The organism is Fibrobacter sp. UWB1, from assembly GCF_002210325.1.
GTDB lineage: Bacteria > Fibrobacterota > Fibrobacteria > Fibrobacterales > Fibrobacteraceae > Fibrobacter.
Genome location: NZ_MWQL01000003.1, coordinates 137,732 through 155,435, shown reverse-complemented (window position 1 = coordinate 155,435; position 17,704 = coordinate 137,732). Strand labels below are relative to the sequence as shown.

The following is a 17,704-nucleotide window of genomic DNA, read 5'->3' as shown; positions in this document are numbered from 1 at the left end:
GTACAAATTCTATTCGTGGGTCGGGCAGTTTTCACGGAAAAGGATCCATTTCTTGGAACTTTCGCAATAAGAATAAACGTCAAATTCAAATACGCAGAACCCATCATGATTCGGGTTAAACGCTTCGCAATATTCTTCTGCAGTTTCTGCTTTCTTATAACCTTGTTCTGTATTTACGTAGTATTCCGTTAGTTCGTAATACTTAAGAGTTGATGCCTCCAAATCATCACCTACGTGTTTTGGAAATTCACAGGCGTAACCTGTAGAATGTTTATCGCAATATTCTGCCACAGATTGCCACACGCTATCCAATTTGACGAAAGACTCGGTACCGACATGGCAGATTTTCTTGTCGGTTTCCGTTTGACATTCAAGACGTCCACCACAGTGAGACATACTAGAAGAATTAGACGAATTGTCAAGATACCCACCATATTTCAGATTTTCACCATTAGTTTCGCAGTACTCATCAGAAGTAATCCACTGATACATGGATGATTCATCCTTGTACGCACAGACATAGATTACGCTTTCTTTGGTAACAGTTGCACCTTCGTTATCTCTGTTGCAAATCTTGTCGAGAGCAATGTCTGTGGAGGCGTCAACCCACTTACCATAGTCATTTACGACTTCTTTAGCTATAGAGCACTTGAAACTGTGGCTTTCACCATCCTTGAGGGTTTCGCTCTTAATGTCTGCAATGTTTTTAGTATCACCTCTATCGGTTTCGCAATCACCAAACTTGGCGTTAAGGTACTCATTTTCATTAATTTCTAGCCAATCTGTGGAGGAAGAACTTACGGGGATTCCTTCTACGTTGCCATTAGCAAGACATTCATAGTATGCGTCACCGACTATAGCGGCATCTTTTTTTCGATTTTTCGTGCAAATTCCAAGCGTTGCGTTTTCATCCAAATCGCTTGCTTTAACCCAAGAGTATCCGCTGGAAGAAAATCCAGAAATGTAGTTACACTTGTATTTTTTTCCTCCGTAAACTGCTACTTTGGTTTGATTTTTCATCTTATCTTCATCGCATTCGCCATAGATTTCTTCAAAGGTAAGTTCACGCCAATTATGGATATGGTTACCGTCGTTGTCTAAATCCTCTACTGTTTCACAAACATATGCATAACCGGATTCAGTAACCACTTTTTCATTGACATAGCCATAATGGCAAGCTTTATGTAAATCAAAGTCAACCTTAGCTGTAGAAACCCATTCGTATTTTTCCTGTTTATCAAGGTAATCGCACTTATAATGTTCGGAACCAGATTCTGCCTTGACTTCGCCCTTTTCCATCACGGCTTTTGAGCATGTTCCATATTTCTCGTCATGATCATCTTTCTCTCTCCATTTGGAGCCGTCGCATACAAAGGTCTTTTTGCTCGTTGTCGTGGCAAGTTCCGCATTCTTGGTGTCGAACAGCTTTTCTTTGCCTTCGTTTACAGTAGCGCTGCATTCACCGAGGTAAAGCTTGGATTCCGGATTGTTAGCCAGTTCTTCCGGGGTCATGCCGTCCTGTTCAGAATATTCTCCGGAAGAACTCGAAGAACTAGGATCACCAGGCACAAGTCCAAGATTATTGCAAGCAGTAGAATCAGGCAGATTACATTTCTCTTTGACACACTCATACTCTTGAATTTCCCCGTCAAAGAACGCCGATCCCTTATCGCCTTCACTACGGCCCAAGCATACATTGTCAGTATATTGCCAGCCACAGTTTTCATCGTCGCATACACAAACGGCATTATCATCAAGACCGTCAAAGCTATAGAAGAAGGTCGAATTAACAGCGTCAGCATCGCAAACTTTTTCCACCGTTGCAACACCTACAGCCCAAAGTGTTACAGGATACCAACCTTGTTCGTTTTCGATATATTCAAAGTAATGGAAATATCCCCCTTTGACATCAGACTTATATACCTTGCTGCTATAGCCAGACGGATCATTGAAATCCTTTGCGTCTTCGACTTTAAGCTTATAGGCTTCCACAAATCCATTCTGCAAAATCTTGTAATAGACGGCATCCGTACCACTCCAGACATTCGTTTCAGCAGTAGAGTCGCCATGCTGCATTTGGTTCCACTTGAAGAAGTTCGCGTCAATAAGCAAAGCGAGGTAGTCTACAAAGAACATGCTGTGTTCCTTGCCTGCGTAAGTCGTATTGACGGCGGTGTTAAAGTTGCCGTTTTCGGCAAAGACATTGCGGAAAGCGTTATAGACCGGGTTAAAGCCCGGAGTCTTGTCCTTTTGGTCAATGAGGGCCATCACCCACACGATGCTGTTGAAGTTTTCGGCCAGGCCAATCTGATCGGGGGCATAATGTTCGAAAGACGGATATTCTTCGCTGTTTTCCAAATAAAGGGCACCGGCAAGTTCCTTGTTTGCCTGCTCGTTTGCAACACCAAAACCGTTACCATCGTCAACCAACTTCTTTACGCGGGCGGCCTTGTAGTCGGTCAAGAAGTCGATGACAATCGTATCGGACGCATCGGACAAGTCTGCATAGGCGTTGTAAATGACATCCGTTGCGTTCGAGCCAAATCCGCCAAAGGCGCCGAAAGCGTTGTTACTCAAGTTCAGCTTGACACGGAACTTCACAACCGGGGTCGTAAGGTTCGTGATGTCGAGATCCCCTTCGAGGCGTGCAACCTTGTATTCCACCGTCTTTTCGTTAGTTTCTTCGATTGTCACAAAGGATTTATTGGCAGAGGCGAACAAGTCCTGCATAAACACCTTGCCGCTCGGGGCGAACTTTTCGTCAAGGTCCGTCACGGTAAGTTCTGCATTGTCGCCACCCTTGAGGTTCTTCCAGATTTCTTCATAGATGTCGTCAGTTTTTGTTTCCTTGTTGGCCTGCACCGGGAAACGCACCACCACATGCTTCCTGTACACCTTGGCAAGATTCTCGTTCACGGGCGTGAACGGGATTTCCATCTCGGTTTCGGCTTCGCCACACTTGATGAACACGGTGATGATTGCCTTTTCGTTGTTACGAACAATTGAATCGATGGCGCAAGCCTTGTTTTCAAGTTCTGCATTCCAGCTGCTGTAGGCGTCGTTGAACCTGTTGTCGATATCTTCGCCGAACTTGTCCGTTGCAGAGCTCAAGTTCTTGAGGGCGTCTTCGATGTCCTTCAGACTTTGTGTAGAGGCGCTGCTCAGGCTCTTGATTGCTTCTTCGACATCCTTCTGGTTCTTGGCCGAGGCATTGTCCAGTTCATTAAGAGCTTTCTCAATTTCCTGCTGGCTTGCGTCAGTGGCTTCACTGTACTTTTGGATAGCGTCGTTGAGTTCTTTTTGGTTTTTTGTCGAGGTGCTGTTCAAGGCATCTTTGATAAACTTATTGATGGCGACCGTATCAGCACTTACACCGTTTTGACCGTCTGTGCCATTCGTACCGTTAGCACCATTTTTACCATTGGCACCATTCTTGCCGTCGGCACCGTCCTTACCATTGTAGACAATACCAATCGTATCGCCGTCGCAAATAATGGCAAATCCGGACTTGTCTTTCAGTTCCTTGGATTCGCAGCGGTACTGGATGGCTTCGTGATCACTCATGGCGACCCATTCGCCTTCGGAACAGATGTACATCGTGGCTTTGGGCTTCACGAAGTTCATGGTTCCTTCGGTTTTGTCGTTACAGTCTTCTGGATCTAGGGATCTGACGATACTGAGGTTGTCGTTAGTGATAGTTTCTTCGTTGCTACAAGATGTAACACTGATTGCAAATGCTGCGCACAATGCAGCCATTGAAAGGTGTTTAAAATTCACCTTATTCTCCTTTGTTCTGTTTTTTTTGGACGCAAAGATAGAAAAATTTGTTTTACATTTGTTGTTGATTTTTATTTTTTGAGAAAAAAGAAGTAGTCTGTTATCTTAAATAATGTTATTTCTATTTTATCGGTATTGAATATGGTTGAGCGTGTGATTGCCTCTCTCAAGGGTTTTATTTTTGCAGCCATTTCGGCTATTTGCTATGGCACGAATCCGCTGGGTGCGCTCCACTTGTATGCACAGAACTATTCGCCCGAGACGGTGCTTTTTTACCGATTCTTTACGGCGGCATTGTTGCTGATGGTCGTCATGCTTTCCAAGGGTTCGCACTTTAAAATTTCGTTTCGCGAGTTCCGTGCGCTTGTGGCGTTCGGCTTCTTGTTTGCCGCGAGTTCACTCACGTATTACGCCTCGTTCAAGTACATGGATGCGGGGCTAGCCTCGACGCTCTTGTTCCTTTATCCGCTCGAAGTCTCGGTGCTCATGGCGGTTTTCTTCAAGGAAAAAATCAAGATCTGGACGGTTGTATCTATTGCGGTTTCTATGGCGGGCATAGCCCTCTTGTACCGCGGGGGAGATGGCGCAACGCTCAGCACGGTGGGGTGCCTGCTTGTGTTCCTGTCGTCCATCAGTTACGCCATTTACATGGTGATGGCAAATCGCATCAACTTGCAGATGGGGTCGGTCAAGATGACTTTTTACGCCATTTGCTTCTGCATGTTCTTTTTGTTACTTTATTCGGTGACGCTCGGTTCGGGCCTCCCGCCGGTGTTTACGCAGGCAAGTTCGTGGGGCTGGGGCTTTATGCTGGGCCTTGTGCCGACGGTGCTCTCGCTCATTTTCATGGTGAAGGCGGTGCGTATCGTGGGTTCTACGCCGACGGCGATTTTGGGCGCTCTGGAGCCTGTGACCGCCGTGACGATAGGCGTGACCGTGTTTGCCGAAACCTTGACGACACGCATCATGGCGGGCATCATCTTGATCCTTTGTTCCACCATTTTGATTGCGTTAAAGAAATAGACCGTTAATGACCGTCTACTTCCTACCGTCTACTTCCTACTGTCTACTTCCTACTGTCTACTATTTACTATATTACCGACATGCAGTGCACATGTTCTGTTTGCAACAAGGAATTTAACGACAAGGTCGGGATGTCCCCGATGCAGAGTAACCTTGCTATCCGTGTTCGGAACAAGGTCGGGAACATTTGTCCGGATTGCCGTGCAGAAACATGCAAGACCAAGCGCGGTCGCTGGCGCATGTTCTTTTATGACCTGAAAATCGGGCTGCTTTGCCTGTTGCTGCTGTTGCCCGTATTCCTGCTCTTTGCGGGAATTATTGTCGTGCTTGCGCTTTATGTGCTGTAAAGCTTGAGTTCGTTTGGCTAGAGTCCGCCGACCGCGACGATGACGCCTGCGAAAACGAGACTCACCATTGTCATCAGTTTAATCAAGATGTTCAGCGAGGGGCCTGCGGTATCCTTGAACGGGTCGCCTACGGTATCGCCGACAACGCCTGCCTTGTGACAATCGGAGCCTTTCCCGCCGAAGTTGCCTTTCTCGATATATTTCTTGGCGTTATCCCAGGCGCCGCCTGCGTTGTTGAGCATGCAGGCGAGCGAGAATCCGCAAGCGAGCCCACCGGCGAGCAGGCCGAATACGCCCGCGATTCCCATGAACAGGCCAACAACAACCGGAACAATGACAGCGAGGAGCGACGGCAGGAGCATTTCGCGCTGGGCTCCGTGAGTCGAAATTTCAACGCATTTGGCGTAGTCCGGCTTGCCCGTTCCTTCCATGATGCCGGGAATTTCCTTGAACTGGCGGCGGACTTCCTTGACCATGGAAGAGGCTGCGCGGCCGACCGCCTTGATGGTCATGGCGCAGAAGACGAAGGCCATCATGCAGCCGATAAAGAGGCCGCCAAGAAGCATGGGGTTCATCAGGTTCAGGTTGAATGCGTTCATGAAATCGCCGAACGAAGCGTCTGCAATAGAGAGCGCTGCGAGCGAACCGTCGTTTGCGATGGCCTTGATGCCGCCTTCTAGAATTTGCCAATGCGTGTTGCTGGCCGCTGCTCCAGAGGTGAGCGCGGTAGAACTGCTGAAGAAGGTAACGTTGCCGAATTCGAATGCGCCGTCGTGGGCGAATTTGCCGAGCCAGAGCTTGATTTCTTCGACATAGGAGGCAAGTAGTGCCATGGCGGTAAGGGCTGCAGAGCCGATGGCGAAACCCTTGCCTGTTGCGGCGGTCGTGTTGCCGAGCATGTCGAGTTCGTCGGTGCGTTCGCGGACTTTCTTGGGGAGTTCTGCCATTTCGGCGTTACCGCCCGCATTGTCGGCAATGGGCCCGAAGGTGTCTGTCGAAAGCGTGATGCCGAGGGTTGAAAGCATACCGACGGCCGCGAAACCGACTCCGTAAAGCCCCTGCGAAATGTTTTCGAAACCGCCCGCAAAACCGAAGGAGGCGAGAATGCCGAGAACGATAGTGATTACCGGGAGGGCGGTGGAGTACATGCCGACCGAAATGCCTTCGATGATGGTCGTGGCGGGGCCCATCTGCGTGCGCGAAGCGATAGCGCGGGTGGGCTTGTAGGCGTCAGAGGTGTAGAATTCGGTAAACTGCCCTATGATGACGCCAGCGGCAAGGCCTGCGACGACAGATCCGAAAATGCCCCACGAAATGAGTCCCAACTTGACAAAGACAAGGAGCGCCAAAAGAATAAGGATCGAAGATCCGAGCGTTCCGACGAGAAGGGAATGCAAGAGCGACTTGGTATTGGCGTCATCTTTGGTGCGCACCATGAAAATGCCGACAATCGAAAGAACAATGCCTATTGCCGCGACAAGCATCGGGGCGATGACATGGTGCATGCTCATGCCGGGAAGGGCCGCGCCGAGGGCCGCTGTCGCCAAGATGGAACCGCAGTAGGATTCGTAGAGGTCTGCGCCCATGCCCGCAACGTCTCCGACGTTATCGCCGACGTTGTCGGCGATGGTGGCGGGGTTACGCGGATCGTCTTCGGGAATTCCCGCTTCGACTTTACCGACCAAGTCGGCACCGACATCGGCCGCCTTCGTGTAGATACCCCCGCCAACGCGGGCAAAGAGCGCCTGCAGCGAGGCGCCCATGCCAAAGGTCAGCATGGTAGTTGTCACTTCGGCCATCTTGGCGTGCCCGAAAGCAGAATTCGTAATCAAGCTGTCCGAAAATTCCATCGAAATCTTGCTTGCCAGGGTGGCTCCCATGCCGAAAATATTATGGTCGTAAATGAAGTTCAGAAGGTAGAACCAAATGGAAATGTCTAGCAGGCCGAAACCGACGACAATGAGCCCCATGACCGCGCCGGAACGGAATGCCGTGACAAGCCCTTGGTTCAGGCTTTTGCTTGCGCCGGCGGCCGTTCTGGAACTAGCCTGCGTTGCCGTTTTCATGCCTAAAAATCCGCAGAGTCCGCTAAAGAAACCGCCGGTGAGGAATGCGACCGGAACGAAGGGGTTCTGGATTCCGAGGAATGCGAGAATCACGAAAATGAGGAACAAAATGGCGAATACGACCGAAACGGTTCTGTATTGGCGCTTGAGGTAGGCGAGAGCCCCTTCGCGGACATAACCCGCAATCTCTATCATGCGCGGCGTCCCTTCGTCCATTTTCATCATGGATTTGAAAAACAGGAATGCCGCTACAAGGGCAAGGATTGACGCTGCCGGAACAGTGTACCAAAAACCAGGAATGCTGAATGTTTCCATAAAAGACTCCTTTGATACCGTTTTGGGGGCGGATTTCTATATAAATCTATACTGAAAATGGCGGAAAAGGGCGAAATAAAATGCTAAAATTATGCTATGGAATTCATTAAACTCGCTCAAAATCGTTACAGCTGCCGCAAATTTAGCGACAAGGCTGTGGAACCCGAAAAACTCTCCCTCGTGCTCGAAGCGGGGCGCCTTTCTCCGACGGCCGTGAATGGCCAGCCGGTGACGGTGAAGGTACTCAAGTCCGAGGCCGCTATCGCCAAACTCCGCGGCATTACTCGCATGGCCTACAATGCCCCCGTGGTGCTCATGGTCTGCTACGACAAGGACAAGTGCTATTCTCCCGTGACCTACCACGACGATTTTGTGAGTGGCGACATGGATTCGAGCATCGTAACGACCTCGATGATGATGCAGGCCACCGACTTAGGCCTTGCGACCTTGTGGGCCCGTGGCTTCAACGCCTCTGAAATCGAAAAGGCCTTCGACTTCCCGGCAAACCTGAAACTCGCGTGTTTCTTGGATGTGGGCTATGCCGACCCCGCCGAAGGCGGCCCCTCGCCGCGCCACCCCGTGCGCAAGCCCATGAGCGAATTCGCAACAGAACTGTAAAAAAGCAAAGGCGGTCAAATGACCGCCTCATTTTATTTCCAATGCATGGTCAGTTTGCGCTTGCATTGGGCGCAATCTGTCAGATATGAGTCGATGAGCGTCTGGTAAGGAATGCCGACTTCTTTCGCCATATTCTTGAAATATTCAATGGTACTTGAATTCAGACGAATCGTTATCTGTTTTTTCAATGCGGCTGCATAGGGATTTTTAACCGCCTTCATGCTCGCAAAATCATACTCCTTTTTCATAATCCGTCTCCTTTTCGTTCATTCCAATAGTATTGGAATTCTTTTTTCGTTGCCTTGCGAGCGCTGATGATTCGATTGACTATAATCTCGGCATCAAGAAGGTTTCGTTCCGTATAAACCACAATAAGAGTCCTAAGTTTTTCTGACAATCCAATCAGAATAGACCTATCCTCGTTTTTTGAATGTTCTACATCAAAGAAAACTCTAGCGTGTTCATCTTCAAAGCACGATTTGGCTTCTTCGAATGAAATTCCGTGTTTCTTTTGGTTTAGCGCATTCTTATGTTCGTCCCACTCGAATTCTACTTCCATGCAGAACCTCGCGGTATAATTATAATATAATTATATTTTTTGCAAAATGCAACAGAATACATGTTCATGTTCTATTTTTTCTTCGGGAACGCCCCCGCGGGCGAATAGAGACTGTCCCTATTCATATATATACACGCTTTTTTCTGGCGTTTGAAAGCCATTTTCGATGTAAAAAGATGTTTGCTGAATGAGTTCCAAACGGCGACGAAGAAACGGACGTCGTAGCAGTCATTCCAAAAAAGGCGGTCAAATGACCGCCTTTAAAATTGAGCCGTTTAAGCCACTTGTTTTTTACGAGTGGGCTTCGAAACAAATTTAGGTTCCATTTTATCAGCCTTTGCTTGTTCAAGGAACATATTGATTAATGTCTGGTATGGAATGTTTGTTTTTTCCGCCAGTTCCTTGAAATAAGCGAGAACCGATTCACTGATGTTTATACAAATTGTCTTCTTCAATTTTTTTGCATACGGGTTTTTGACTGCATTGCTGAAATCGTAGTTCTTCTTCATGGCATCTTCTTTGTTTTCGTCCCATTCGAAAATCATATATGTGATATATATAATATATATACAAGCGAATTCCTTGTCAATAGCAAATATTTCCTTTTGAACAATATTGAGTTGCTTAAGGACTTTTTTTAATTTTCCAATTGATTCGTGTGTACATAACGGTTTTAACGGATGAACCTCCGTTGGGCGAATAGAAACTGTCCCTATTCATATATATACACGCTAATTTGGGGCGTTTGTGGGCAAATTTTGGTGTAAAAATATGTTTGCGGTTTAAAACGAACAGCCATTTTCGTTGAGTTTGTTATATTTCGCAAAAAATCGGTGGGGCTTATTTGGAGGTCTTCTGTGAAGATTTTTTCATTGCGTCATTCTTGGCCTGTCATTCTCGAAGTGAAGCGTAGGGAATCCATACTTCTTGCCATGGCTCTTGTCTTTGCTGTATTGACTGCGTGCGACAGCGGTTCCAGCAGTACTGACCCTGACCCGATTGCGGAAGTTTCGAGCAGTGGCGGTGATGACGAAAATCTCTCCTCGAGTTCCGTTACGGACAAAGGAACCTCTTCCGGTGGCAGTTCGGTTTCTAGTAGCGATTTCTTTAGCTCAAGTTCAAAAACAGAAACTGTTAAATCAAGCAGCAGTGCTTTGCCTAAATCAAGTAGTTCAGCGTCGATTGCCGATCAAAAGATTCCATGTGATAAGCCTGAATATGTAATTTACCATATTGGGGATGAAGAGTTTGTTTGTAAAGATAGTGTTCTTGTCCCTTATATTCCTCCATCAAGTTCGTCTGTGCAGGTTCGTCCATTTAAGGAACGTTTCAAAGAAGATAGTGTCTTTAATGAAGAAAAAACGTATGGAACTTTCGAGGATCCGCGTGATGGACAGATATATAGGACCATCGTTATAAAAACTAAATCCGCAACGTCACCAGAATTTGAAGTCTTTGCGCAAAATTTGAATTATGGTAGCCAAGTGAATCTTGGAGCCTCTGTTTTTGACGATAATAAGGTAGAAAAGTTCTGCTATGATGATGATCCCTGGTATTGCGACAATTATTTTGGCGGTTTGTATTCGTGGAGTGAAACATTTGGTCTTCCTAGGGCATGCGATAGTGTGTGGACAGGTACAACGTCGAATTGTCCAGATTCTATAGCAACAGGAATAGATTCCGATTTTGATTGGGATTATCTTCAAATTCAAGGTGTGTGCCCAGATGGTTGGCACGTTATGAATGAAAACGAATGGCGGGCTATGATTGGAGCCGATGAATCTGCTTATAGGGCAACGTCTAAGGCTTCGAAAGGAAGTAACGGAAATGGATTTTCAGCTTTGTATGGGGGTGCCTGTGGCACAGGATTTGAAAATTTTGAAGAAATTGTTTTTCGAGGTTTGTCTGAAAATGCATCCTTTTGGCTACAGTATGAGAAGTCAGATAATAGAGCGAGAAGCATCTTTATATCGGATAAGCAACTGTTAAATATAATTCAAAATTCTCGTCCTAAAGAGAATGGACATTATGTTCGTTGTGTTAAAGATTATTCCTTTACAATCTAACCTGATTTAATTTTGTAAAAAGTTTAACAAAAAAAAGGACTTTAGAGAAAAGTCCTATGGGAGTTATTTATGTCAAAGAAGAAAGCGGCGGCGAATGCCTGGCCGCTAAGCGGACAGTAAAGGCCGAAGGCCGTAATTTCTGTGAGTAATAAATGCTTGGTATTAACCAAGCATGTTTGCGAGAGTGAGGCGCAAGACGAACGGTCTTTGGGCTCGTGCGGAGCAGGCTGAGCCGGAGCGCTTTTTTTCGGACATGAAAAGCTGATGCCGATTTCCATCGGCATGACGCGGGCGGGGAAAGGAGGTGCCGCATCAAGTGCGGCAAGACAACCGGAAATGAATGCCCTAAGGCGGAAGAAAATGTGTCGTTGAGCGAACATTCCGGAACGGTCATGTGAGCGAGATGAGCACATTTCTGGAGCCGAGGGCATTTGCAGCCAGGGCGTTACGGGCGCGGCGATTGAGCGCCCGTTCGAGGGGGTGCTGGAAGACCCGGCTATGGATTGCTTCGTCGTTTTGCTCCTCGCAATGACGTGCAAGCCGAAGCGAATGTTGTTAGCAAGCGAACGAGCCACGGAATTTTCCGTCTGTGAGCAATAAGCCCCAAGCGTTAAGCGAGGGCGATTGCGAGAGAGAGGCTGTAAAGCCGATCGGTCGCTCCTTGAGCGGGTAACAACATCGCGAAGGCCATGCGCATAAGCCGGGGCTGCAAGCAGGGGGATTCGTCCCCCCTTTACAGACCGCTCGGCTCTTTTTCTTGTTAGAACCTATGATATCGCCTCGCTCTCGCCTTCAAAGACTCATTAATATGAGTCTTCTTTGGCTCACGACAGACCGCTCGGCTCTATTTCATATAAGAACTTATGATATCGCCTCGCTTTCGCCAACACGACTCCTTAAGACGAGTCGCTTATGGCTCACAAAAGGTTGTGAAGTCTTAGAATTATGGTGTTCTACTAACTAATTTGCTATATTTGGTACGGAAAATTTTAAAAAGGAATAAAAATGCGTTCTTTTAAATTTGTTTCTCGCGGTATTCTGACGGTCGCTCTGGCCGCAGGTGTCGCTTCTGCTCAGTTGTTGAATTCCAAAAGCATGGATGTAATCCGTGTGGAAAAAGTCGGTATTTCTGCAGGTAAAATCGATAGCCTCGCCAAGATGCTCGGCGAACAGCAGCTCCGCGGCAAGAAAATCGACGACAAGACCATGACCCAGCTCCGTTATGCCGTGATCGACAACCTGGTCGGTCAGGAACTCATCAAGCTCGAAGCCAAGAAGATGGGCATCAAGGTCTCCAAGGGCAAGGTCGACAGCCTGACCGCACTCTTCAAGTCCCAGTTCCCGAGCGAAGACGCCTTCCAGAAGGAACTCAAGAAGTCTAACACCACCATGGCCCAGTTCAAGGAAAAGATCGAAGACCAGCTGAAGAGCGAAGCAATCCTCGAAAAGAAGGTGCCGTACCCGAAGGATCCGACCGAAAAGCAGAAGGAAGCTTTTTGGGAACTCAACAAGACGAAGGTGGCCATTAACGATTCCATTAGCGGTGCCCGCATCGTGATTTACACCAAGGGCAAGTCCAAGCAGGAAATCGAAGACGCCAAGGTGATGTTGCAGGGCCTTGCCGCACAGGTGCGCAGCAAGAAGGCTACGTTTGCACAGCTCGCTGCCATGTACAGCGACGACCAGACCGCCAAGAAGACTGGTGGCGTGATGGCTAAGTTTGTTGCCAAGTCCAAGGGCGATGCTTTTGTGAAGGCCGTGAACAAGGTCAAGGTCGGCGAAATCACCGAACCGTATACCGACAAGGACGGTATCGCCATCTTCATGCTGACCGAAAAGAACGACGGCAAGTACGAAAGCTACAAGCACCAGATCGACTACATTCTGCGTGTGCAGGCCGAACAGGACCGTCAGGCTCAGCTCAAGGCTTACCTCGATGGCCTCGGAAAGGTCTACAAGGTGCAGTACCTCGACGCGAAGTACACTCCGCCGCAGGCTATCGGAGCAGCAAAGTAACATATAGTTCAGAGTTCTGATTTCGGAATTCAGAATTAAATGTTGTCGTGTTTTATTGACATGCTTGATGTTGCAACTCTGAAATCCGAATTCTGAATTCATAATTTCTTCGAGTTACTACTTATGTTTAATACTACGCACACCGGGCTGATCGACTTGCGTACGCGCATCGACAAGCTCTGGGGGTATCTTTGACTTAGAAGCCAAGACCGAAGAACTCTACGTTTTGGAAAAGGACTCCGCCGACCCGAACCTGTGGAATGACCAGGAAAAGGCGCAGTCCATGATGAAAAAAATCGGCAATCTGCGCGCCCTGCTGGACTCGTGGAAAGAAGTCTCGCAGAGCTGCGATGACCTCGCCGAACTTTATGAAATGAGCAAGGCGGAAGAATCCGCCGACTTGACGGCATCGATCGATTCCGACATCGCTGAACTCAAATCGAAAATCGAGGCGATGGAATTCAAGAAGATGCTGAACGGCCCCGATGATGCCTGCAGCTGCCTGATGTCCATTCACCCGGGCGCAGGTGGCACCGAGTCGCAAGACTGGGCGCTCATGCTCTTCCGTATGTACACGCATTTCTTTGAACGCGAAAACATGGACTTCAAGGTGGTCGATTTCCAGGAAGCGGAAGACGCCGGCCTCAAGAGTGCGACCATCGAAGTCACTTGCGAAAACGCTTATGGGCTCCTCCGTTCGGAAATCGGCGTGCACCGCTTGGTGCGCATCAGTCCCTTCGACGCCAACGCCCGCCGTCACACGAGCTTTACCGCCGTGTACCTGTACCCCGAACACGAAGACATCGAATTCGATTTGGATATGGCTGATGTGCGTGTGGATACTTACCGCAGTAGCGGTGCCGGTGGCCAGTACATCAACAAGACGGACTCCGCCGTGCGTATGACGCACTTGCCGACGGGCATTATGGCGAGCTGCCAGACCGAACGCAGCCAGATTCAGAACCGCGAAACCTGCTACAAGATGCTCAAGACCATGGTCGCCGAACATTACCGCCTGGAAGAAGAAGCCAAGCGCGATGCCCGTATGGCCGAAAAGAAAAAGGTCGAATGGGGTAGCCAGATTCGTAGCTACGTGCTACAGCCTTACCAGCTGGTAAAGGACTTGCGCACCGGTGTCGAAACCTCGGATACCGCGGGCGTGCTCGACGGCAAAATCAAGCCGTTCATCAACGCCTACCTGCTCAGCACCAGCGAAGGGCAGAAGTAGTGGTTGATAAAGTTGTATTTAGCTGAATTGTACAGGCTAAAATACGCTTGTGAGTGTGTTTGGCCTGTACAATTGGATTAAAACACCTGTTTTTGTTTCTGATAAACTAATTTTATACAGGCTAAAAGAGAGAATGAAATCCTTTTGACCTGTATTGTTGAGTAAAAACACGTCTTTTTGCTGTTGACAAACTAATTTTGTACAGGCTAAATAGGGGCTGTGCTCTCGTTTAACCTGTACCGACAAAAAATGCAAAAAAAATTCCTGCAACAGATGTTGCAGGAATAAGGATCAAGAATTTGAATTTGTATTACTTCACCTTGAGGGCGCCGCGTTCGAGTTTAATCGTGAAGTTGGTCACGTCGCAAACCTCAGACGGACCCCAGTACTGGATGGGACCCGGGTAGGTGTAGCTTTCAGTCTTGGCCCAGACTTCGCGGTTCTTGGCGAAGAACTTGAACGGAGCACCGTCGAGTTCCACGAGAGCCTTCTGGATAACCGGCTTGTCGGCACCGTGACGACGTTCGATGTTCATCATCATGGTGATAGGAATGCCACCGGCAGTCCACTTTTCGATACCCTTCGTGAGGTCACGCACAGAGCTCATGTAGCCGTTCATCTTGTTGAAGGCGAGCACAGAGGCGGTGAAGCCGAGGCTGTAGCAGTAGTCGGCGTCGAAGTTCGACGGAGCGGCGCAGCGGCCTTCGTAACCGAAGAAGTGGTTGAGAGCGCTGAACTTGCCCTTGAAGGACTTACGGCTCTTGAGTTCCTTCTTCACCATTTCGATGACGAGCTTTTCGGTTTCGATGAGGGAAACCTGCACGTTGCCGTGGCTGTCGCGGTCGAGCATCAGCTGGCCCTGAGTGGTGGAGGGGAGGCTCTTGAGGACTTCGGCAGAAGCCTTGGAAATCCACTTGCAGAGCAGTTCCACCTTGGCGGCGGTGTCGAGGCCTTCGACTTCCTTTTCGTGGTGGGCGAGGGCTTCAGAGAGTTCAGAGATGAGCACGCCGACATCCGGGATGAATTCGAGGAGGCCTTCCGGAATCAGGCAGACGCCGAAGTTCTTGCCGTCAGCAGCACGGGCAGCGACGATGTCTGCAACGTACTTGATGACCTGTTTCAGCTTCATCTTCTTGGCCTTGACTTCTTCGGAAATCAAGCAGATGTTCGGGTGGGTCTGGAGAGCGGCTTCGAGAGCGATGTGAGAAGCGCTACGGCCCATGAGCTTGATGAAGTGCCAGTACTTCTGAGCGGAGTTGGCATCGCGCATGATGTTGCCGATGAGTTCGGAATAGGTCTTGACGGCAGTGTCGAAACCGAAGGAGGTTTCGATGTATTCGTTCTTGAGGTCGCCGTCGATGGTCTTCGGGCAGCCGCAAACCACGCAGCTTGCGCCGTTGGCCTGGAAGTATTCTCCGAGAACAGCAGCGTTGGTGTTGGAGTCGTCACCACCGATGATCACGATAGCGTCGAGCTTCTGGGCCTTGGCAACAGCCATGCACTTCTTGAACTGTTCTTCAGTTTCGAGCTTGGTTCGGCCGGACTGGATGATGTCGAATCCACCAGTGTTGCGGTAGGAGTCCATGATCTTTTCGTTGATCACGATGAACTTGCCGTTTTCGAGGCCGGACGGACCGCCGAGGAAGCCGAGGAGCTTGGAATTCTTGCTGATGCTCTTGATACCGTCGAAGATACCTGCAATCACGTTGTGTCCACCAGGAGCCTGGCCACCGGAGAGCACCACGCCCACGTTGAGAGCCTTACCGGCAGCAGCCTTGGTAGCCTTCTTCATGGAAATGTACGGAGCGCCGTAGGTGTTCGGGAACAGAGCCTTGATCTTGGCCTGGTCGCGCACGGATTCGGTAGCCTTACCCTTGTTGAGGGTGACCTTGAGAGCGCCGTCGCGGAGAGCGGCGGGGAGTTTCGGCTGGTAGGCCTTGCGGGCCTTGCCGAGGACGGACAGATTGTCAGCCATTGTATCTTCCTTTTGATTTGCCCTGTTATCGGGCCGGGTTAAAAAATTACATGCTCAAATATAGTAAAAGGCGAGTGGAGCGCCAATACTGAAATTGAAAATCTATATTTGTTGCGTTCAAAAGAAATGAGGTTAGGACTATGAGAAAAAGCATTCTTGCTTTGATTGCTTCGTCACTATTTTCAATTGCATTTGTGGCTTGTGGTGACAGCGGTGCCGATGCCGGCGATTCCAACAACAGCAACTGGAAAAAGGATAGTTCTTCGGACCCGTCTGTGCTGATCGATGTCCGCGATGGCGAACAGTATCGCACGGTGCGAATCGGTAACCAGCTTTGGATGGCCGAGAACTTGCGCTTTTACGATACTCTCTGGAGTCCTACGCTTCCTGACTATTCCGAAGCCGATGAATACGGCCGCCTTTATACTTATGGCGCGGCGATGGCCGGGCGTGATTATATCGATTCCGGCTACAACGAAGGCATTTGCCCCGTTGGCTGGCATTTGCCCTCTATGGCCGAATTTGACGTTTTGAAAAACTTCGTCTCTGAGTTTTGCCCGTCCGTCGATAGTTGCCTAAGGTCTACGGAGGGTTGGGATTTTGCGGGTAACGACAGGTTCGGTTTTAATGCAAAACATTCCTCTGAAACGAACATAGCCCGTTATTGGACAAGTAATTCGGCTGACGCCGGCATGCGTATCAATACGGACCACGGGTATACTTATAGATCCAACAGCAGCGATGCCGTGATGTATGTCTTGCGGGATTCGTACGGTTACGATACCTTCGGCGCTGATTTTGCGGCCAAGGTGAATCTGTTTTACGTGCGTTGCGTCAAGGGCAGCGAGGTGGACTCTGCGGCCTACATGGATAACTACCTAAAGGGCCGCGAGAATATGATTGAGTACTTGAGCAGTTCTGCCGCCTACCAGGCGTATCTCAGCAGTAGTTCTGCCGCCGAATGGGCGAGAGTGCAGCAAGGTGCAAAGAAATACTTTAATCCTGACTTGAACTATGGGGAATTTGTGGATACCCGCGATGGTCAGACTTATGGTTACCTGCAAATCGGTAACTATACCTGGATGGCCGAAAATATGAAGGTTGACTTAACTGACTTTTTCTCCTACAAATGCATACAGGCTCTTTTGACCTGTCGATATCCTACCCGTGAAGATTCTATTGCGTATTATGAGCATGGCCTTGCTTATTCTGATTCACTTCTGGATCAAGTCTGTCCTTTGGGGTGGCATGTTCCCTCAAAGGCAGAATGGGAAGATTTGTTTTCGGTTGATTCTAATGCCGGTAGTTATTTAGCAACGGATGGAAATTGGCCTGCAGGGGATGGTCTATTCAATAAGAACGAAATTACAAATTCTACGGGTTTTACTGCGATTGCTACGGATGGGTCTCAGACTCGATTTAATGAGACGTATTTTTGGACTAGCACGGATTCGCTTGAAGTGTCAATAAAAATAGATACCGTGTATGTTGACTCTTTGTTGCCGGTTGATTCTGTTGCTTTGGTAGATACCATTCTTACAGATACAAATGTGGTTGAACCGATTCCTGAAAGAAAGTTTATTCTCGATACAACTCGCATCGAAACGAAGCGTCATGTTTATGTTCAGTATGATTGGATGATAAACAACTTTAAGTTTACTACTGAATTGAATCGTAGGTCGCTTTTCGTCCGCTGCGTCAAGGACTACTAATC

The 17,704-nt window shown here is 48.6% G+C and carries 13 protein-coding genes; 7 read left to right on the top strand and 6 right to left on the bottom strand.

Features of this window, described 5'->3' with window-relative positions; all coding sequences use genetic code 11:
* Positions 1 to 9: 9 nt before the first annotated feature.
* Positions 10 to 3,777, bottom strand: a complete 3,768-nt coding sequence (locus tag B7988_RS03830) for a hypothetical protein (RefSeq protein ID WP_249268831.1) — start codon at positions 3,775 to 3,777, stop codon at positions 10 to 12.
* Between the two features lie 141 nt (positions 3,778 to 3,918).
* On the opposite strand from B7988_RS03830, the gene B7988_RS03825 reads away from it, so the two are divergent.
* The gene (locus B7988_RS03825) at positions 3,919 to 4,800 is read left to right on the top strand and encodes a DMT family transporter (RefSeq protein WP_088656890.1); all 882 of its coding nucleotides are present in this window, start codon (positions 3,919 to 3,921) and stop codon (positions 4,798 to 4,800) included.
* An 80-nt stretch (positions 4,801 to 4,880) separates the two neighbouring features.
* On the top strand, positions 4,881 to 5,147 hold the full coding sequence (locus tag B7988_RS03820; RefSeq protein ID WP_139261114.1) for a hypothetical protein: 267 nt from the start codon (positions 4,881 to 4,883) through the stop codon (positions 5,145 to 5,147).
* Positions 5,148 to 5,164: 17 nt separating this feature from the next.
* Here B7988_RS03820 and B7988_RS03815 read toward each other — a convergent pair whose 3' ends face one another.
* Positions 5,165 to 7,528 carry a sodium-translocating pyrophosphatase gene (locus B7988_RS03815; RefSeq protein ID WP_088656889.1) on the bottom strand — a complete coding sequence of 788 codons (2,364 nt, stop codon included), beginning with the start codon at positions 7,526 to 7,528 and terminating at the stop codon, positions 5,165 to 5,167.
* A gap of 96 nt (positions 7,529 to 7,624) precedes the next feature.
* On the opposite strand from B7988_RS03815, the gene B7988_RS03810 reads away from it, so the two are divergent.
* A complete protein-coding gene (locus tag B7988_RS03810) occupies positions 7,625 to 8,146 on the top strand; it encodes a nitroreductase family protein (protein ID WP_088656888.1) in 522 nt (173 codons plus the stop codon).
* 32 nt (positions 8,147 to 8,178) lie between these two features.
* On the opposite strand, the gene B7988_RS03805 is transcribed toward B7988_RS03810, so the two are convergent.
* The 3 genes from B7988_RS03805 to B7988_RS03795 form a co-directional block, all read right to left on the bottom strand.
* Complete coding sequence (locus B7988_RS03805) at positions 8,179 to 8,394, bottom strand: BrnA antitoxin family protein (protein WP_088656887.1); 216 nt, start codon at positions 8,392 to 8,394, stop codon at positions 8,179 to 8,181.
* Positions 8,391 to 8,705, bottom strand: coding sequence for a BrnT family toxin (locus tag B7988_RS03800; protein ID WP_072978884.1), 315 nt, complete (start codon positions 8,703 to 8,705; stop codon positions 8,391 to 8,393). The genes B7988_RS03805 and B7988_RS03800 overlap by 4 nt, the downstream gene beginning before the upstream one ends.
* A 275-nt stretch (positions 8,706 to 8,980) precedes the next feature.
* Positions 8,981 to 9,250 (bottom strand): CopG family antitoxin, encoded by a 270-nt coding sequence (locus B7988_RS03795; RefSeq protein ID WP_349291490.1) that lies wholly within the window; start codon positions 9,248 to 9,250, stop codon positions 8,981 to 8,983.
* A gap of 312 nt (positions 9,251 to 9,562) precedes the next feature.
* On the opposite strand from B7988_RS03795, the gene B7988_RS03790 reads away from it, so the two are divergent.
* The 3 genes from B7988_RS03790 to prfB all read left to right on the top strand — a co-directional run bounded on the left by B7988_RS03790 (position 9,563) and on the right by prfB (position 14,015).
* Positions 9,563 to 10,771, top strand: a complete 1,209-nt coding sequence (locus B7988_RS03790) for an FISUMP domain-containing protein (RefSeq protein ID WP_088656886.1) — start codon at positions 9,563 to 9,565, stop codon at positions 10,769 to 10,771.
* Positions 10,772 to 11,776: 1,005 nt separating this feature from the next.
* Positions 11,777 to 12,787 carry a peptidylprolyl isomerase gene (locus B7988_RS03785; protein WP_088656885.1) on the top strand — a complete coding sequence of 337 codons (1,011 nt, stop codon included), beginning with the start codon at positions 11,777 to 11,779 and terminating at the stop codon, positions 12,785 to 12,787.
* Between the two features lie 123 nt (positions 12,788 to 12,910).
* A protein-coding gene (prfB, locus tag B7988_RS03780; protein ID WP_141225548.1) for a peptide chain release factor 2 occupies positions 12,911 to 14,015 on the top strand; the annotation gives its coding sequence in 2 pieces (ribosomal slippage) (positions 12,911 to 12,979 and positions 12,981 to 14,015; 1,104 coding nt in all).
* Between the two features lie 310 nt (positions 14,016 to 14,325).
* Here the strand turns inward: prfB and B7988_RS03775 are convergent.
* The gene (locus B7988_RS03775; protein ID WP_088656883.1) at positions 14,326 to 15,990 is read right to left on the bottom strand and encodes a diphosphate--fructose-6-phosphate 1-phosphotransferase; all 1,665 of its coding nucleotides are present in this window, start codon (positions 15,988 to 15,990) and stop codon (positions 14,326 to 14,328) included.
* A gap of 140 nt (positions 15,991 to 16,130) precedes the next feature.
* Here B7988_RS03775 and B7988_RS03770 point away from each other — a divergent pair, with 140 nt between their 5' ends.
* Entirely contained in the window at positions 16,131 to 17,702 is a 1,572-nt protein-coding gene (locus tag B7988_RS03770; protein ID WP_073322381.1) for an FISUMP domain-containing protein, read from the top strand.
* Positions 17,703 to 17,704: the final 2 nt, after the last annotated feature.